Raw genomic sequence first — 16518 nt, 5'->3', positions numbered from 1 at the left:
GCTCCGTAAGCCCATGCCGGTCGAAGATACCAGGCCGCTGCGACTGTTTATTAAAAACACAGCACTCTGCAAACACGAAAGTGGACGTATAGGGTGTGACGCCTGCCCGGTGCCGGAAGGTTAATTGATGGGGTTAGCGCAAGCGAAGCTCTTGATCGAAGCCCCGGTAAACGGCGGCCGTAACTATAACGGTCCTAAGGTAGCGAAATTCCTTGTCGGGTAAGTTCCGACCTGCACGAATGGCGTAACGATGGCGGCGCTGTCTCCACCCGAGACTCAGTGAAATTGAAATCGCTGTGAAGATGCAGTGTATCCGCGGCTAGACGGAAAGACCCCGTGAACCTTTACTATAGCTTTGCACTGGACTTTGAATTTGCTTGTGTAGGATAGGTGGGAGGCTTTGAAGTGGGGACGCCAGTTCTCATGGAGCCATCCTTGAAATACCACCCTGGCAACTTTGAGGTTCTAACTCAGGTCCGTTATCCGGATCGAGGACAGTGTATGGTGGGTAGTTTGACTGGGGCGGTCTCCTCCCAAAGAGTAACGGAGGAGTACGAAGGTGCGCTCAGACCGGTCGGAAATCGGTCGTAGAGTATAAAGGCAAAAGCGCGCTTGACTGCGAGACACACACGTCGAGCAGGTACGAAAGTAGGTCTTAGTGATCCGGTGGTTCTGTATGGAAGGGCCATCGCTCAACGGATAAAAGGTACTCCGGGGATAACAGGCTGATACCGCCCAAGAGTTCATATCGACGGCGGTGTTTGGCACCTCGATGTCGGCTCATCACATCCTGGGGCTGAAGCCGGTCCCAAGGGTATGGCTGTTCGCCATTTAAAGTGGTACGCGAGCTGGGTTTAGAACGTCGTGAGACAGTTCGGTCCCTATCTGCCGTGGACGTTTGAGATTTGAGAGGGGCTGCTCCTAGTACGAGAGGACCGGAGTGGACGAACCTCTGGTGTTCCGGTTGTCACGCCAGTGGCATTGCCGGGTAGCTATGTTCGGAAGAGATAACCGCTGAAAGCATCTAAGCGGGAAACTTGCCTCAAGATGAGATCTCACTGGGATCCAGAATCCCCTGAAGGGCCGTCGAAGACTACGACGTTGATAGGTTGGGTGTGTAAGCGCTGTGAGGCGTTGAGCTAACCAATACTAATTGCCCGTGAGGCTTGACCATATAACACCCAAGCAATTTGCTCATGCAGATTGCGGTGGTGAAGATGACACGAACCGAAAGTTCGCACTGTTCACAAAGCATCACAACTATCACATATCCGAATTCGCTGGGCTGTCCATCTGGACATTCTGGCTACAGAATTTCTTGACGACCATAGAGCATTGGAACCACCTGATCCCATCCCGAACTCAGTAGTGAAACGATGCATCGCCGATGGTAGTGTGGGGTCTCCCCATGTGAGAGTAGGTCATCGTCAAGATTCATTTCGCAAAACCCCTATCTGCGTATGCAGGTAGGGGTTTTGTCTTTCTGCCCCCAAACATCAGCCGCATGCATTCCCTTGTAGGCCTTGCGTCGCGATCGGGCGCCCAGCGGCCGCAAAACCTGCATCCCCGATCTCCCAGGCAGACCCCGCGGCGTTGTCAGCGCAGACTGCAACAATATTCCCGCCCAATTTACGTGACTTTCCCTCGCCCCCCCTGCGTCAAGACTTTGGTTCGGAGCATTCCTTGCCCCGGGCCTGGCGATGCCAGCGTACCGTGCTGCGCATTTCTGGACTTCCACCGTCCCATCACTTGAGGTAGCAAGCAAGATGGCCAAGGCCGCCGATGTCGTTGTGCAATGCCTGGAAAACGAAGGTGTCGAGTATGTATTCGGCATTCCCGGTGAAGAAAACCTCGACCTGCTCGAATCCCTGCGCAAGTCGAAGATCAAGCTGGTACTGACCCGTCATGAGCAGTCTGCAGGTTTCATGGCTGCCACCTACGGTCGCCTGACCGGCAAGACCGGCGTCAGCCTGTCGACCCTTGGCCCTGGCGCCACCAACCTGGTCACCGCCAGCGCCTACGCCTACCTGGGCGGCATGCCGATGATGATGATCACCGGGCAGAAGCCGATCAAGAAGTCCAAGCAGGGCCGCTTCCAGATCATTGACGTGTGCGGCATGATGGACCCCATCACCAAGTACACCCACCAGTTCGCCTCGGCCGACAACATCCCGGCGCGCATGCGCGAAGCCTTCCGCCTGGCCGAAGAAGAGAAGCCGGGTGCGGTCCACCTGGAGCTGCCGGAAGATATCGCCGCCGAGCAGACCGACGCACTGCCGATCCCGCGCAGCCTGCACCGTCGCCCCCTGGCCGAGCACAAAGCCATCGAAGCGGCCGTGGAAAAGCTGCAGAACGCCCGTAACCCGATCCTGGTGATCGGCGCTGGCGCCAACCGCAAGATGACCGCCAAGGTCCTCAAGCAGCTGATCGACAAGACCGGCATCCCGTTCATCACCACGCAGATGGGTAAAGGCGTGGTCGACGAGCGTCACCCGCGCTTCCTCGGCAACGCCGCGCTGTCGTCCGGCGATTTTGTACATCGTGCGGTTGAGGCGGCCGACCTGATCGTCAACATCGGCCACGACGTGATCGAGAAGCCGCCGTTCTTCATGGTCCGCGGTGGCACCGAAGTCATCCACATCAACTTCCGCTCGGCCGAAGTCGATGCCGTGTACTTCCCGCAGGTGGAAGTGATCGGCGACATCGCCAACGCCGTGTGGCAGATCAGCGAAGCCCTGAACGACACTTCGCACTGGGACTTCACCCGCTTGCTGGCCATCCGTGAGGCCAACGAAGCGCAGATCGCCGAAGGCGGCGACGACGACCGCTTCCCGGTGTACCCACAGCGGCTGGTGGCCGACATCCGTCGCGTACTGCCGTCCGAAGGCATCGTTGCCCTGGACAACGGCATCTACAAGATCTGGTTCGCCCGCAACTACAAGGCGCACAAGCCCAATACCGTGCTGCTGGACAACGCCCTGGCGACCATGGGCGCCGGCCTGCCATCGGCAATGGCCGCGCACCTGGTGCACCCGGACCGCCCGGTGATCTCGGTATGTGGCGACGGCGGCTTCATGATGAACAGCCAGGAGCTGGAAACTGCAGTGCGCCTGAACATGCACATCACCGTGGTGATCCTGCGTGACGATGGCTACGGCATGATCCGCTGGAAACAGGCCAACATGGGCTTCACCGATTTCGGCCTGGACTACGGCAACCCGGACTTCGTCAAATACGCCGAAGCGTACGGTGCCAACGGCCACCGCGTGGAAAGCGCCGAAGGCCTGCTGCCGCTGCTGGAACACTGCATCAAGACCCCAGGCGTGCACGTGATCGACTGCCCGGTCGACTACAGCGAGAACGACCGCATCCTCAACAGTGAGCTACGCGAGCGCGCGCTGGCGGTATAAGCCCCCTGCCAACAGCGCTGCCCCTGGTGGGAGGCGCTGTCGGCTCGCGGTTATGTCCCGCAGGTTGGCTGTACATATCGACCCCCTGCCATAAGGCATATTTAATCACCCTCAGGTCTCCCATTTTTTGGAGAGCCCGAGTACATGACCATCGGAACGACGCACAACCATCCCGCAGACTTGGCCATCGAACCAACGCCACCTGCCCACCCTTGGGCTGCACGCTTCCCCAACCCTCCAGATCTCTGCTTCGATTACCGCCGCTTGCTCGAGCAAGAAGGAGGTATTGCACGCGCCACCCAGCCAGGCCACCGGATCTGTATCATCGGCGCCGGTGTGACCGGGTTGACTGCTGCGCGTGAATTGCTGCGGTGTGGCTTCACACGTATCACGGTAATCGAGCAATCCCGTCGCGTGGGTGGGCGGCACCTTACGGTGGCAAACCAGTCAGGAAACCACAAGCAACCATCAACCCCGTTCGAAATGGGAGCGATGCGGATGCCTTTTTTCAACAGGACTGGAGAGCCCCCGAAAGCAGGCCGCTCTCTGATGGCCTATTACGCTAATTTGTTCGAACTGCGGATTTCCGACTTCCCTAACCCTGGCACCCCTTGGGTGAATGCAACCGGGATTTATCTGCGTGAGGGGCAATTGGAAGGGGAGGCCACCCCAAGCCTGCTGATCTGGCGCAATCCCGAAGGGAACACTCCGCCGCCGACTGCCTTGTTGCAACAGGTTTACGCCAAATGGCACCGTTTTGCCGAGCAGTTCGCCGAGCGGGTCGCCGCCGTCTACGGTTCGGAAAGTTGGCAATCAATGTGGTCGGCCATCGTCGAACGCTATCACCGGGTGTCATTCAGAGAGCTTGTGCAGTTGCCGGCGCTGGCGGCATGGAGCCCTGAAAACCCGGGGAATTTTGGCGGTTTAGGCATGAGTGCCGAGGAGTCGGCCATCTTCTATGCGATTGGCATCGGTGACGGCAGCTGGGGCGCGTTCTACGACGTTTGCTGCCTCTATCCGCTACGCACGGCAATCTTTGGTTTCAGCAGCCACTTGCAGTTGGTGCACGGCCGGGTTGATGACGCTGGCGTACCCTACGCTGCACCGCATCTTGATGCCAGCAAGGTCCCTGACAGCAAAGGCCTCATGTTCCAGGCCCCTGCGTATCTGGGCATCGCGGCGATGGACGAAAGCCTCATGTTTCTGGATATCGGGATGGGCGATGGTTCGCTGTATGACCACCTCTTGCAACGCGAGGACGGGCTACTGACGGACAGCTCTGTAACTATGCTGCACAAGCTCGAAGATGGCCGTATCCGGGTCGGGTACAGTTGGCAATGCAGTGACCCGATACTAGCGCAACCCTGTCATCAGGATTTCGACAGCGTAATCCTCACTACCCCCTCCTGGCTAATCGAAACCAACATCCATCTTGAAGGTTTCAGCCGCCAGGTATTACCTCAATCCATCATGGATGCCTGGAAGCATGCTCATTGGGAAACCAGTTGCAAGGTCTACGCACCGCTGAAGAAAAGCTTCCTCGACCGCCATTCAACGATCCCGCAGATTCTCGTCACCGACAGTTTCGTTCATGACGTCTATGCCTACCGCTACAACGACCACTACCCTGATGATTGCATTCTGCTCAGTTACACCTGGGAGGACGATGCCACCAAACTGGCAGCATTTTCCGATGAGGAATTGGCCAACAAATGCGTGAAGGAACTCGATCGGATCCTTCTCCGCTGCAGCAATATAGGTGAGGCCATATCGCCTTACATCGATACTCGAAACATCCGCATACAACGCTGGATCACGGATAAAAATGCATTGGGCTGTGCAAAGCTGTATCGCGCAGGGACCTATTATGAGGCGATAAGCCTGATGAAATACAACCGCGAGCTCAGTGAGCTGTCGGGGCTGTATCTGGCTGGAGAGTCCTTCTCTGTTGATGCTGGCTGGACCGAGCCGTGCCTGCGAACCGCAGTCGATGTCGTCATCAACCTCTGTAGTCGCACCTCGGCGCAGTTCCTGGGTGGCTTCACCCTGGAGCATTATCCGCAATATCAGGTTAACAACTAACGCGGATGTAGGCAGAGCCCTACTGCATCCCGTCCCTTTTCCTACAGGCTTGTGGGAGTGTCCCGACTGTCACTCCCCGGTCGATCCCCGCTCTACTGGCGTCCTTCCAAAACAACCATAAGAAGGAAGCCACCATGTCTGAACACGGCACCCCAGTCAGCCCCGTACGTATTGCTGTCATCCAGTATGACCCTCAGGTCGGGCTTGAGCACTGCGTTGGTAACCTAGGCAGAGGGCTGGCACTGGCCCGGCGCGCGGTATGCGAAGGGGCCAATCTGATCGTGCTGCCCGAGCTGGCCAATACCGGATACACCTTCCACACCCGAGCTGAGGCCTATGCCCATGCCGAGACGCTGCGCGACGGCCCCAGCCTCAACGCCTGGGCGGACTTTGCCAGCGAGCACAAGGTGTTCCTGGCCGCAGGATTTGCCGAGCGTGACGGGCTGAAGCTCTATGACAGTGCGGTCCTGTTCGGCCCCCAGGGCCTGCTTGGGCATTACCGCAAGGCCCACTTGTGGAACCAGGAAAAGCTCTGGTTCACCCCTGGTGATCTGGGTTTCCCCGTGTTCGAGACGCCGATTGGCCGCATCGGCCTGTTGATCTGCTGGGATATCTGGTTCCCGGAGGTACCGCGGCTGATGGCCGCACAGGGCGCCGACATCATCTGCAGCCTGAACAACTGGGTATGGACACCGCCCCCTCTGTTCGACGAAGCAGGTCGCTGCATGGCGTCCTACCTGACCATGACCGCAGCACACGTCAACAACGTCTACATTGCCGCCGCCAACCGCATCGGCACGGAGCGGGGTGGACGCTTCCTGGGCTGTTCACTGATCGCTGGAACCAATGGTTGGCCCATTGGTGAAGTGGCCGGCCCAGAGGAGGAAAGCATCTTGTATGCCGATGTCGACCTCAGCATTGCGCGTTCGGCACCGATCTGGAACACCCTCAACGATCTACCCCGTGATCGGCGCACTGACCTCTACGATGCGGCGCTTGGCTATCGCTTGCATTCACCGATGCCGCGCTGAGGAGTCGCCGATGAAAACGCTACGCTTCTCGAACCGGCAACGTTCGCCGGCGTTGATATTCGCCTGCCTTTTGGTGCTGTTGGTGGTGAGCCTGGCCCATGGCCAATGGCCGGACTATGGGCAACTCGCGGCGACGCTTGATCAGCCGCTGAGCCGCCTGCGCTGGATAGTCGGCGATATCAGCGAAGTGGCGTTCTACAAGCACGAGCTGCCTGCCCTGGGCTTGCTGCTAGGTGCTTGCCTGGCACACTGGGCCTATGTGCGCGGATACCGTTGGCAGGGTTTTGCCATTTGCTACGGCAGCGGCTTGTGGCCATGGGTGTTCACCAGCTCATTGCTGGGCCTGCTGCTGAGCCACGCATTGTGGGGATGGACCTTGGCCAGTGGTGCCTGGCAACCGACCTTCGTTGCCTTCGTGTCATTGCCGGCAGCCATGGTGCTGCTGTTTGGTGCAGGCTGGCGGGTGACGATAACCGGCGCCCTGCTGGGCGCGTTGCTGGTAACGCCAGCCAGCCTTTTGATGGTCAACTACCTGTGCTATCCCTTGCAGCTGCCGGCGGTGATCGGCAACGTGAGCGGCATGGCGCTGGCAAGCCTTGTGGCATTCCTGTTGTGCAAGTGTTTTCCCTCATGGGTAAGGCCCTGTCACGCGCCGGCCCCATCCGAGCCCGTCGCTGTACAGGCTGATTACGGCGTGGTCTGGACCTTGCGCCGCGTGCTGGCTGACTTCAGCGAAGCGCCATTTTACGGGAATGAACTGGCCAGCCTAGGCTTGCTGCTGGGCGCGTTCCTGGCCTATATGCTCGCTCCGTCAGCGGCGGCGTATGGTTCGCTGCTGTTGCTGCCAATGATCGCCGGGCAGGCACTGGCGTCACTGGTCGGGGTCGTGTTCTGGCGACGCCAGTGGCAGGCGCGTGGGTGGTATCCCACTTACATTCCAATTGTCTCGATCGTCCCGGCAGCGGTGCTTGCCCACGGTGGCAGCTGGCAGGTGGTTGTCGCCAGTGCAGTGCTTGGCGCGCTGGTAGCTCCGCCGCTGGCAGTGGCCATTACCCAGCGCTTGCCGGCCTCTATGCACGGCTATATCGGCAATGTGCTGTCGATGGCCATCAGTACCCTGGGGATCGTGCCGCTGGTTGGGGTGCTTGCCGGAGGTGGGGTATGAATGGGGGAGTGCCACTGCCCAGGCTCTCGATCGGTAGCCTGGGTGGCACGGTGAGCATGCAGGCAGCTGCTCCGGGACGCGCTGTGCGACCAACGCTTGGCTGCGATGAGCAACTGGCCAAGGTCCCGCAATTGCGCCATATGGCTGATGTTGAAGTCGCCACACTGGGCCTGCTTCCCAGTGCCTCGTTGGGCTTTGCGGCGCTGCTCGACGTGCTGGCCTGGGCCCGCAGTGAAGTGGAGCGGGGCGCGCAGGGTGTAATCCTTACCCAAGGTACCGACACCTTGGAGGAAACCGCTTATTTTCTTGATCTACTGTGGCCGTTCGATGTTCCGTTGGTGATGACCGGTGCCATGCGCGCGGCCAGCCAGCCGGGCAATGACGGCCCCGCCAACCTGCTGAGTGCGGCACAGGTTGCGCTGGCACAAGGCAGCCGTGGACGTGGTGTGCTGGTAGTGATGAATGATCAGGTCCACTGTGCAGCCAAGGTTCGCAAGACGGCCAGCCTGGCGCTGGCCGCTTTCGAGTCGCCTGGCTGCGGCCGCGTGGGCGATGTTGTGGAGGGCGCAGTGGTTTATCGCCAACCGCCAGGCTTGCGCGATGTGTTGCCGCTGCCCCATCGAATCGAGCACCGCGTTGCTTTGCTGGAAGTGTGCCTGGACGCGGATACGGCCCTGTTGCAAGCCGTAGCACCCTTGGGCTACGAGGGGCTGGTCATCGCAGCGTTCGGCGCAGGGCATGTTTCCGGCAGCTGGGCCGCGCTGCTGGATCAGCTCGCATCTGCCTTGCCGGTGATCGTTGCCACCCGCACCGGCAGTGGTTCGACCGCCCGAGCCACCTACGAGTTTGCCGGAGCCGAGATCGATCTGCAGCGCAAGGGGGTGCACATGGCCGGGCAGCTCTGCCCGCGCAAGTGCCGCATTCTGTTGTGGTTACTGCTGGGTACCGGTGAGCAAACGGCACTGCAAAGCTGGTTGTCTCAGTAACGAATCTGCCCGCGTAGCGACCGCCGCGGGCAGCTCTTGAGGCACTGCTGTGCTAGTGTGCACACACTTTTGCTTTCCAGGATGTCCATCCATGCTTCCCCTTCTCAGCGAAAAAGAACTCGTCCGCCTCGAGGACCTGCTGATCACTTACGGCAATGACTATTCGGTGCTCAACCTGGCCGAGCTCAATGGCTTTTTCACCGCGCTGGCCAGCTCGCCGATTACCGTCACCCCTGAACATTGGTTGCCAGCGGTAGCCGGTGGCAAGGTGCCGAAGTTCAAGAAGCCTGCACATGAAGAGGCCTATACCGCGTTGATGCTGCGCTATGCCAGCCAGGTGGCGGAACAGTTGAGCGACGACGTCGATCACTTCGAGCCGTTGTTCGAGGAAAACGAAGGCGAGCAGGGCAGCGTTATCGTCATGGAGGAATGGTGCTTCGGCTACATGCGCGGTACCCAGATCGCTGGCTGGACCGAACTGCCGCCTGAGCAGGACCAACTGCTCAAGGCTATCTCGCTGCATGGATTGGAAGACAACTTCGAATTGCTTGACCAGATGAGCGAAGAAGATATCCAGGCCTGCGTGCCGCAGGTGGTCGAGGCCGCGCGTGAGCTGTTCCGGTATTTCAACAAGCTGCACTGATTTGGCATGCCTATTGGCCCTACCGCCGTCTTGCCGGCGATAGGGCGGTGTAGACTGGACGATTATTCCGCTCAGCGAAATTATGGTTTCCCCTGCGCACGGATTCTGCTGCCAGCCGAACCGGTGCAGGATGTGCTCCATCAGCCCAACCCGGCGCTGACCAGGAGCCAAGCCCATGTCGAACCCGATCAAGCTCTACAACTTTCCCAAGTCCGGCCACGCCCACCGCATCGAGCTGATGCTCTCGCTGCTGAACCTGCCTGCCGAACTGGTGTTCGTCGACCTGGCCAAAGGGGCGCACAAGCAGCCCGACTTTCTGGCCCTCAACCCGTTCGGCCAGGTTCCGGTAATTGATGACAACGGCATTGTGATTGCCGATTCCAATGCGATTCTGGTGTACCTGGCGAAAAAGTACGACAACGGCACCTGGCTGCCCGAGGAACCTGCCGCAGCCGCTCGCGTGCAGCGCTGGCTGTCGATCGCTGCCGGCCCGCTGGCTTTCGGCCCTGCCGCCGCACGCCTGGTCACGGTGTTCGGAGCCGCGTTCAATACCGACGAAGTGATCGCCCGTGCCCACACCCTGCTCAAGGTGATCGACGCCGAGCTGGCCAAGGCCCCCTTCCTGGCTGGCAGCAGCCCGACCATTGCCGACATCGCCAACTACTCGTACATCGCCCACGCTCCCGAAGGCAATGTGTCGCTGGAGCCCTATGCCAACGTGCGCAGCTGGCTGGCGCGGATCGAAGCGCTACCAGGCTTCGTGCCCATGCCGCGTACCGTGATCGGGCTGCAAACCAGCGCCTGACACCCTGCCATCGGGAGGACCGCCGCCATGCAACAGCACTCGGACCACCGCCCCTCGCCCTGGCATGCCGGCGAGAAGACCCTCCAGGAAAAGGTGGGTGTAGCAGAGCGCATGGAGGCGTTCGGGCAAAAGGTCATTCGTGACTTCATGCCCGACCAGCACCGCATTTTCTATCATCAACTGCCGTTCATGATCGCTGCCAGCGTGGACGCTGACGGCCACCCTTGGGCAACCCTGCTGGAAGGCCCGGAGGGGTTCGTCAGTTCGCCTGATCCTCGTCAGCTGACGATCGATACCACGTTGCCTGCAGATGACCCTGCCACCCCGGGGCTGGCCTCCGGGCAGGCGATCGGCCTGCTGGGTATCGAGCTGCATACTCGCCGGCGCAACCGTATCAACGGGCAGATCCGCCAGGCTGCGGGCGGGCAATTGCAGGTGATGGTAGAGCAGGCGTTCGGCAACTGCCCGCAATACATCCAGCTGCGTGACTACACCCGCGTCGATGAGCCCCGCCAGGCACGTGTCGACGCGAGCACACTGGACGCCGCGACAGTCAGCATGATCCAGGCGGCCGATACCTTTTTCGTCGCCAGCTACGTCGAGCACAGCGACGGCCAGCGTTCGGTGGATGTCTCCCACCGCGGCGGCCGGCCCGGGTTCGTCAAGGTAGAAGGCAACCGCCTGACCATTCCCGACTATGCCGGCAACCTGCACTTCAACACCCTGGGCAACTTGTTGGTAAACCCGCAGGCAGGCTTGCTGTTCATCGATTTCCACAACGGCAACGTGCTGCAGCTCGGCGGCCGTACCGAGGTGCTGCTGGACAGCCCGGTAACCCAGGCGTTCGAAGGCGCCGAGCGGTTATGGACATTGCAGGTCGAACAGGTGGTGTGGCGCCCGACTGCCGTTTCGCTGCGCTGGGGGTTCAAGGGGTATGCGCCCACCAGCCTGACGACCGGTACCTGGTCCGAGGCCGCAGCGCGTATCCAGCAACGTCAGCAACAGCGCCAGTGGCAGGCCTGGCAAGTGTTGCGGGTGGAGCAGGAGAGCCGCGATATTCGCTCGTTCTACCTTGAGCCACCGGCCGGCAGCAACGTGGCTTTTGCGCCGGGGCAGCATGTTCCCGTGCAGATCCAGCCTGACGGTGGGGCTGCCTTGATCCGCACCTATAGTTTGTCCAGCGCGCCTGCCGACGGCTACCTGCGCATCAGCGTCAAGGCCCAGGGCCCGGCGTCGCGGTACCTGCATGAGCGCGTTGTGGCGGGTGATGTGCTGAACGTACGCGCGCCGATGGGCAGCTTCACCCTCGATCGGCAGAGTACCCGGCCGCTGGTACTGATCGGCGCGGGCGTCGGTATCACGCCGTTACTGGCCATGCTGCGCGAGCAGCTGAGCAGCGGCCCGGCACGGCGTATTCACCTTTTCCATGGCGCCCGCAGCCTGGCCGACTTGCCGTTCCGTCAGGAACTGACAGCTTTGCAGCAACAGGCCGCTGGCATGCTGCACGTGCACCGTGCCCTGAGCCAGCCGGAAAGCCATGCGGTGGTGGGGCGTGATCATGAGTTCGTCGGGCGGCTGGGCATCGAGCAGGTCAAGGCGACGCTGGCGCTGGACGACTACGATTTCTACCTGTGTGGCCCGGGTAGTTTTACCCAGGACCTGTATGAAGGGCTGCGCGGGGTGCATGTGCCGGATGCACGGATCCACGCGGAAGCCTTTGGCCCATCGACGCTACGACGGCATACCGACGGCGCCCAGCCGGCGTTGCAGCAGCCGCCTGCTGCCAGCGAGCCGGTGCCGGTGTATTTTGCGGCTTCGGCCAAAGAGGCGCGTTGGGCGCCCGGCAGCGGTACGCTGCTGGAGCTGGCAGAAGCGCGCGGGTTGGCGCCGGAATTCAGTTGCCGGGGCGGGTCATGTGGAACGTGCAAGACCAGGCTGGTGAGTGGCCAGGTGCATTACCCGAACCCGCCGGCAGAGATGCCGGATGCCGGGACCGTGTTGATCTGCTGTGCTGTGCCGGCGCGGATGGAGGAGGGCGGGCAGGCGTTGGTGCTGGATGCCTGATTCGCCTGCCCGCGAACAGGCCAGGCCAGACAACCCCAAAAGCCCAAATAAAAGATAATCTGCGCACTTCATAGCCCCGAGGCCCGCATGGACCAGATCCACCTGATGAAGGTGTTCGTCGCCGTCGGCGAACTGGAAAGCTTCGCCGCCGCTGCCCGCCGCCTGGACATCTCCCCCGCAGCGGTGACCCGCGCCGTCAGCGCCCTGGAAGATCAACTGGGGGTCAAGCTGTTGCTGCGCACCACCCGCAGCGTTCGCCTGACCGAGGCGGGCAGCCGTTACCTGGAAGACACCCGGCATATCCTTGCCAGCATCCACGAAGCCAACGAAGCGGCCGCCGGTATCAACGCCACACCCAAAGGGGAACTTGCAGTCACCGCCCCGATCCTGTTCGGCAAGAAGTTCGTCATGCCCTGCATCGTGCGCTATCTGCAGCAGTTCCCCGAGGTCGATGTGTCTGCCTACTTTCTAGACCGGGTGGTGAATATGGTCGAAGAGGGCATGGATGTGGCCGTGCGCATTGGCCCGTTGCCTGACTCCGGGCTGAAAGCACTGCGGGTGGGCAGGGTGCGACGGATGCTGTGTGCGTCCCCAGACTACCTGGCCCGCCATGGCATGCCCACGCACCCCTCGGACCTGGCAGGGCATGCGGTGATCGGCACCACCAACCTGTCGCCACGCGCCGGCTGGCGTTTTGGGGTGACCGATGAGCCGACCTTGGTGCGCATGAAGCCGCGGTTGACCGTGACCAGCAACGATGGGGCGATCGCTGCCGCCAGCGACGGGCTGGGGATCGCCCGCCTGCTGTCTTACCAGGTGGCAGACGAGCTGGCCAGCGGGCAGCTTCAAGTGATCCTGGCCGAGTATGAAGAAGCACCATGGCCGATTCATGTGCTGCACCGGGAGAGCAAGTATGGCTCGGCCAAGGTCAGGGCCTTCATCGATATGCTCGCCCAGACCCTGCGCGCACAGCAGCTGAATTGAGATCGTACAACAACAGCAAAAACATCTCGAAACAATAAGTGTTGTACGATGACCTATGACGTGGCAAGCTTCCGCCTGAAACAATTTGTCGCATATGGCCACTGCCGGCATAAGCGCGAATCACCCGCAACTCTAAAAACAAAAATTCAGGTGAACCATGAAGATGAAAGGCATCCGTTGGTGGATGGTCAGCCTTGTCACGGCTGGACTCGTCGTCAATTACCTCGCCCGCAATACCCTCTCGGTGGCCGCGCCCACCCTGATGACCGATCTTTCCATCAGTACCGAGCAATACGCCAAGATCGTTGCTAGCTGGCAGATCTGCTACGCCCTCATGCAGCCGATAGCGGGCTGGTTCATCGACTTCATCGGCACCAAGCTGGGCTTTGCCGTGTTTGCCATGGCCTGGTCACTGGCCTGCGCCGGCGCGGCGCTGGCCACGGGCTGGCAGAGCATGGCGTTCATGCGCGGGCTGTTGGGCATGACCGAGGCCGCCGGCCTGCCAGCCGGGGTCAAGGCCACCACCGAGTGGTTCCCGGCCAAGGAGCGTTCGGTGGCGATCGGCTGGTTCAACATTGGCTCGTCGCTCGGCGCCTTGCTGGCGCCGCCGCTGGTGGTGTGGGCGATCCTGCACAGCGGCTGGCAGCTGGCATTCGTCATCGTCGGGGCATCGGGCATCGTCTGGACCCTGCTGTGGATGCTGTTGTACAAGCACCCGCGCGACCAGAAGCGCTTGAGCGACCAGGAGCGCGACTACATCCTGGCCGGGCAGGAGGCGCACTTTCAGCAGGACACCCGTGAGAAAGGCGCGTGGAAACGCATCTTCAAGACCCGCAACTTCTACGCCATCGCTTCGGCGCGAATCCTTTCCGAGCCGGCCTGGCAAACTTTCAACGCGTGGATCCCGCTGTACCTGATGACCGAGCGGCACATGAATATCAAGGAAGTGGCGATGTTCGCCTGGCTGCCGTTCCTGGCTGCCGACATCGGCTGCGTGCTGGGGGGCTACCTGAGCCCGCTGTTCCACCGCTACTTCAAGGTGTCGCTGTTCACCTCGCGCAAGATGGTGCTGGTGTTTGGCGCCAGCTGCATGATCGGCCCGGCCTGCATCGGCTTGGTGGAAAGCCCGTATACGGCGATTCTGTTGCTGTGCATCGGCGGCTTTGCTCACCAGACGTTGTCGGGTGCGCTGTACTCGATCACCTCTGACTCGTTCAGCAAGGATCAGGTGGCGACTGCCACCGGCATGGGCGGCATGTGTGGGTACCTGGGGGCGGCGGTGTTTACTCTGGTGTTCGGCATTCTGGTGACGCAGGTTGGCTACAGCCCGCTGTTCGTGGTGCTGGCGGCGTTCGATATCGTGGCGGCGGTGCTGGTGTGGAAGGTGGCGCGGGAGGTGTGTGGGGTTGCTGCATCTGGCAAGCCGATGGCGACGTCGACCGAGGCGCTCGCTTAAAGCGTCAGATTTTGGGGCCGCAAAGCGGCCCCACCCCAGGCGAAACGGTTACAACGCTCGATATTGCATCCGGAACCCCAGGCTCATCGCTTCCCCTCGCTGCAACAACCGCAGCCCGGGCCGCCCCGGCAGGTGATGGGCATTGACCGGATGGCTAACCGGCTCGAAGCAGAAAAAGCCCTGTCCTTGCGGGCAGAACAGCAAAAAGTGTTCAGCCCCGCTGGCGCTGCATGCCAGCCGATAGCCTGCACTGGGTTGTTCGATCAAGCATTCTCCTGCCCAGCCACTGAAGGCATGATCAACCACGGTTTCGGGCAACCGGCCCATGGTCTGAAAACGCCACTGCTCGGGGATCTCGGCCTGGTACGACGGCAACCGCCCATCTTCGGCCAGCCATACCCTGCGCGCCGCTGCATAAAGCTTGGTATCGGGATATCGAGGGAAGTAGGGGTGCAGCCCCAACCCATACCAGGTGGCTGGCTCATCCAGGTGCGTCACGTGCAGGTCCAGGTTCAGGCAGCCCTCATGCAGATGCACATCCAGTGTGGCGTGGTAGGCAAATGGCACCTTACTGTCCAGCGTCAGGCGTGCACGCCGTTCACTGTGGTGCTCCACCTGCCATGCCTGCTGCCAGGCACTGCCATGAATGGGGTAGGGGTCATGCCCGGTGTTCGGCGTCAAGGCCTGCCACCCCTCGGGGCGGGCAAAACCACCTTCGGCAATACGGTTGGACCACGGCGCCAGCGGATAACAGCCCAGGCGTCGTGGCGTACCGCTGGCCAGTGCGGCCGGGTCGGAATGGCGCAGCAGCGCCTGCCCGGTCGCACTCACTTCCCAGTTCACCAGGCTGGCGCCCAGCTCCGGGGCCAGGCTCAGGCGGGTCAGGCGGTCCTGCAGGTGCAGTTCGGTCACAGCCATTCAAGGCTCCTTTGAAAAGTCAGCTGGCCCGGCGGTAGGTAAGCAGCACGATGCCGCACACCACCACGGCGCCGCCGATTAGTTGCAGAGGGCTCAGTTGCTGGTCGAGCAAAGCCCAGCCCAGCAGCAGGGTGGCGATAGGTTCGACGTTCATCACCGGTGCGTTCTGCGCCATGTTCAGCCGTGGCACGCAGACGAACAGCAAGGTGAAGGCCAGGCCATACAGCACCACCAGGCTGGCCAGCGCCAGCCAGCCGCTGCTGCTGCCCGGCAGTGACAGACCGGACGGCATCACCCCGCTGAAGCCGGCTACCAGCATGCTGGAGAACACGATCAGCAATGTCAGCAGGCTGCGCACTGGCCCGCGCACACCGGCCAGTTTGTGGTCGGTGATCCACAACGCGCAGGCGAAGGCGCAGGCGGCGCCGAAGGCCAGGCTGACGCCCAGCGCCCAGTGCGGGTTGGCTGCGCCACTGTCGGCCAGGCGCGCCGGCACATCCAGCGCCAGTACCAGGCCACACAGGATCAGCCCCATGAACAGCACGGTGCGGCCGGTCGGGCGGGCGCCGCCCAGTGCCCAGGTCAGCAGGGCCAACAGCATCGGGAAGGTGTTGCCCACCAGCAGCGCCAAGGCCACCGGAATGCGCGCTACTGCCGAGTACAGGCACAGGCTCTGGGCGGCGATCAACAGGCCCAGTACCAACTGCCAGTGGCGGGTACCGGCGGGCAGGCCCAGTGCCTGGCGCTGCCATAGCAGGAGGCAGGCCAGCACCAGCAAGGTGATGCCCGAGCGGCAGAGGATTGCCAGCAACACCCCGGTACCGTCATCGAAGGCGATGCGTGCGGCGATGTGGTTGCCGGCAAATGAGCAGGCCAGCAGCGCCAGCAGGGCGATTGCCAGTTTGCGCGGGAACAGGGTTGCAGCAGAGGAGGGGACAGCCATGTGCAGGATCCATTTGCAGGTTTCGCGTAGG

12 protein-coding genes and 2 rRNA genes (1 of these 14 cut by a window edge) are annotated in these 16518 nt (G+C 61.5%); 12 read left to right on the top strand and 2 right to left on the bottom strand.

Going from position 1 to position 16518, the window contains the following annotated elements; genetic code table 11:
- From AC5O5R_RS21395 to AC5O5R_RS21340, 12 genes are all read left to right on the top strand, one after another.
- A 23S ribosomal RNA gene (locus tag AC5O5R_RS21395) occupies window positions 1-1174 on the top strand (it extends 1719 nt beyond the left edge of the window).
- A gap of 143 nt (window positions 1175-1317) precedes the next feature.
- Window positions 1318-1433 (top strand): 5S ribosomal RNA (gene rrf, locus AC5O5R_RS21390).
- A gap of 333 nt (window positions 1434-1766) precedes the next feature.
- On the top strand, window positions 1767-3410 hold the full coding sequence (locus AC5O5R_RS21385; protein ID WP_494511581.1) for an acetolactate synthase large subunit: 1644 nt from the start codon (window positions 1767-1769) through the stop codon (window positions 3408-3410).
- Window positions 3411-3554: 144 nt separating this feature from the next.
- Window positions 3555-5492 (top strand): flavin monoamine oxidase family protein, encoded by a 1938-nt coding sequence (locus AC5O5R_RS21380; protein WP_172226822.1) that lies wholly within the window; start codon window positions 3555-3557, stop codon window positions 5490-5492.
- Window positions 5493-5626: 134 nt separating this feature from the next.
- A complete protein-coding gene (locus AC5O5R_RS21375; RefSeq protein WP_172226819.1) occupies window positions 5627-6523 on the top strand; it encodes a nitrilase family protein in 897 nt (298 codons plus the stop codon).
- A 10-nt stretch (window positions 6524-6533) separates the two neighbouring features.
- Window positions 6534-7688 carry a hypothetical protein gene (locus AC5O5R_RS21370; protein ID WP_172226816.1) on the top strand — a complete coding sequence of 385 codons (1155 nt, stop codon included), beginning with the start codon at window positions 6534-6536 and terminating at the stop codon, window positions 7686-7688.
- Window positions 7685-8674, top strand: a complete 990-nt coding sequence (locus AC5O5R_RS21365) for an asparaginase (protein WP_172226813.1) — start codon at window positions 7685-7687, stop codon at window positions 8672-8674. Before AC5O5R_RS21370 ends, AC5O5R_RS21365 begins: the two co-directional genes overlap by 4 nt.
- Before the next feature lie 91 nt (window positions 8675-8765).
- Window positions 8766-9317 (top strand): UPF0149 family protein, encoded by a 552-nt coding sequence (locus tag AC5O5R_RS21360; RefSeq protein WP_172226810.1) that lies wholly within the window; start codon window positions 8766-8768, stop codon window positions 9315-9317.
- Window positions 9318-9492: 175 nt separating this feature from the next.
- On the top strand, window positions 9493-10122 hold the full coding sequence (locus AC5O5R_RS21355; RefSeq protein WP_172226807.1) for a glutathione S-transferase family protein: 630 nt from the start codon (window positions 9493-9495) through the stop codon (window positions 10120-10122).
- A gap of 27 nt (window positions 10123-10149) precedes the next feature.
- A complete protein-coding gene (locus AC5O5R_RS21350; protein ID WP_172226804.1) occupies window positions 10150-12186 on the top strand; it encodes a pyridoxamine 5'-phosphate oxidase family protein in 2037 nt (678 codons plus the stop codon).
- Between the two features lie 87 nt (window positions 12187-12273).
- On the top strand, window positions 12274-13170 hold the full coding sequence (locus AC5O5R_RS21345) for a LysR family transcriptional regulator (protein WP_172226801.1): 897 nt from the start codon (window positions 12274-12276) through the stop codon (window positions 13168-13170).
- 157 nt (window positions 13171-13327) lie between these two features.
- Entirely contained in the window at window positions 13328-14626 is a 1299-nt protein-coding gene (locus tag AC5O5R_RS21340) for an MFS transporter (protein WP_172226798.1), read from the top strand.
- Between the two features lie 48 nt (window positions 14627-14674).
- Here the strand turns inward: AC5O5R_RS21340 and AC5O5R_RS21335 are convergent, their stop codons facing one another.
- Together AC5O5R_RS21335 and AC5O5R_RS21330 are read right to left on the bottom strand one after the other, a co-directional pair.
- Window positions 14675-15544 carry an aldose 1-epimerase gene (locus AC5O5R_RS21335; protein ID WP_172226795.1) on the bottom strand — a complete coding sequence of 290 codons (870 nt, stop codon included), beginning with the start codon at window positions 15542-15544 and terminating at the stop codon, window positions 14675-14677.
- 19 nt (window positions 15545-15563) lie between these two features.
- Window positions 15564-16487 carry an EamA family transporter gene (locus AC5O5R_RS21330; RefSeq protein WP_172226792.1) on the bottom strand — a complete coding sequence of 308 codons (924 nt, stop codon included), beginning with the start codon at window positions 16485-16487 and terminating at the stop codon, window positions 15564-15566.
- Window positions 16488-16518 lie beyond the last annotated feature (31 nt).

Source organism: Pseudomonas sp. 8_5_2, assembly GCF_059295255.1.
This window is presented reverse-complemented; position numbering and strand designations above follow the sequence as displayed.

Excerpts from the sequence above, each read along its gene's own strand:
- AC5O5R_RS21385 (WP_494511581.1), top strand. The coding sequence starts at position 1,767 with ATGGCCAAGGCCGCCGATGTCGTTGTGCAATGCCTGGAAAACGAAGGT.
- AC5O5R_RS21335 (WP_172226795.1), bottom strand. The coding sequence starts at position 15,544 with ATGGCTGTGACCGAACTGCACCTGCAGGACCGCCTGACCCGCCTGAGC.
- AC5O5R_RS21370 (WP_172226816.1), top strand. The coding sequence starts at position 6,534 with ATGAAAACGCTACGCTTCTCGAACCGGCAACGTTCGCCGGCGTTGATA.
- AC5O5R_RS21375 (WP_172226819.1), top strand. The coding sequence starts at position 5,627 with ATGTCTGAACACGGCACCCCAGTCAGCCCCGTACGTATTGCTGTCATC.
- AC5O5R_RS21340 (WP_172226798.1), top strand. The coding sequence starts at position 13,328 with ATGAAGATGAAAGGCATCCGTTGGTGGATGGTCAGCCTTGTCACGGCT.
- AC5O5R_RS21365 (WP_172226813.1), top strand. The coding sequence starts at position 7,685 with ATGAATGGGGGAGTGCCACTGCCCAGGCTCTCGATCGGTAGCCTGGGT.
- AC5O5R_RS21330 (WP_172226792.1), bottom strand. The coding sequence starts at position 16,487 with ATGGCTGTCCCCTCCTCTGCTGCAACCCTGTTCCCGCGCAAACTGGCA.
- AC5O5R_RS21355 (WP_172226807.1), top strand. The coding sequence starts at position 9,493 with ATGTCGAACCCGATCAAGCTCTACAACTTTCCCAAGTCCGGCCACGCC.
- AC5O5R_RS21350 (WP_172226804.1), top strand. The coding sequence starts at position 10,150 with ATGCAACAGCACTCGGACCACCGCCCCTCGCCCTGGCATGCCGGCGAG.
- AC5O5R_RS21345 (WP_172226801.1), top strand. The coding sequence starts at position 12,274 with ATGGACCAGATCCACCTGATGAAGGTGTTCGTCGCCGTCGGCGAACTG.
- AC5O5R_RS21380 (WP_172226822.1), top strand. The coding sequence starts at position 3,555 with ATGACCATCGGAACGACGCACAACCATCCCGCAGACTTGGCCATCGAA.
- AC5O5R_RS21360 (WP_172226810.1), top strand. The coding sequence starts at position 8,766 with ATGCTTCCCCTTCTCAGCGAAAAAGAACTCGTCCGCCTCGAGGACCTG.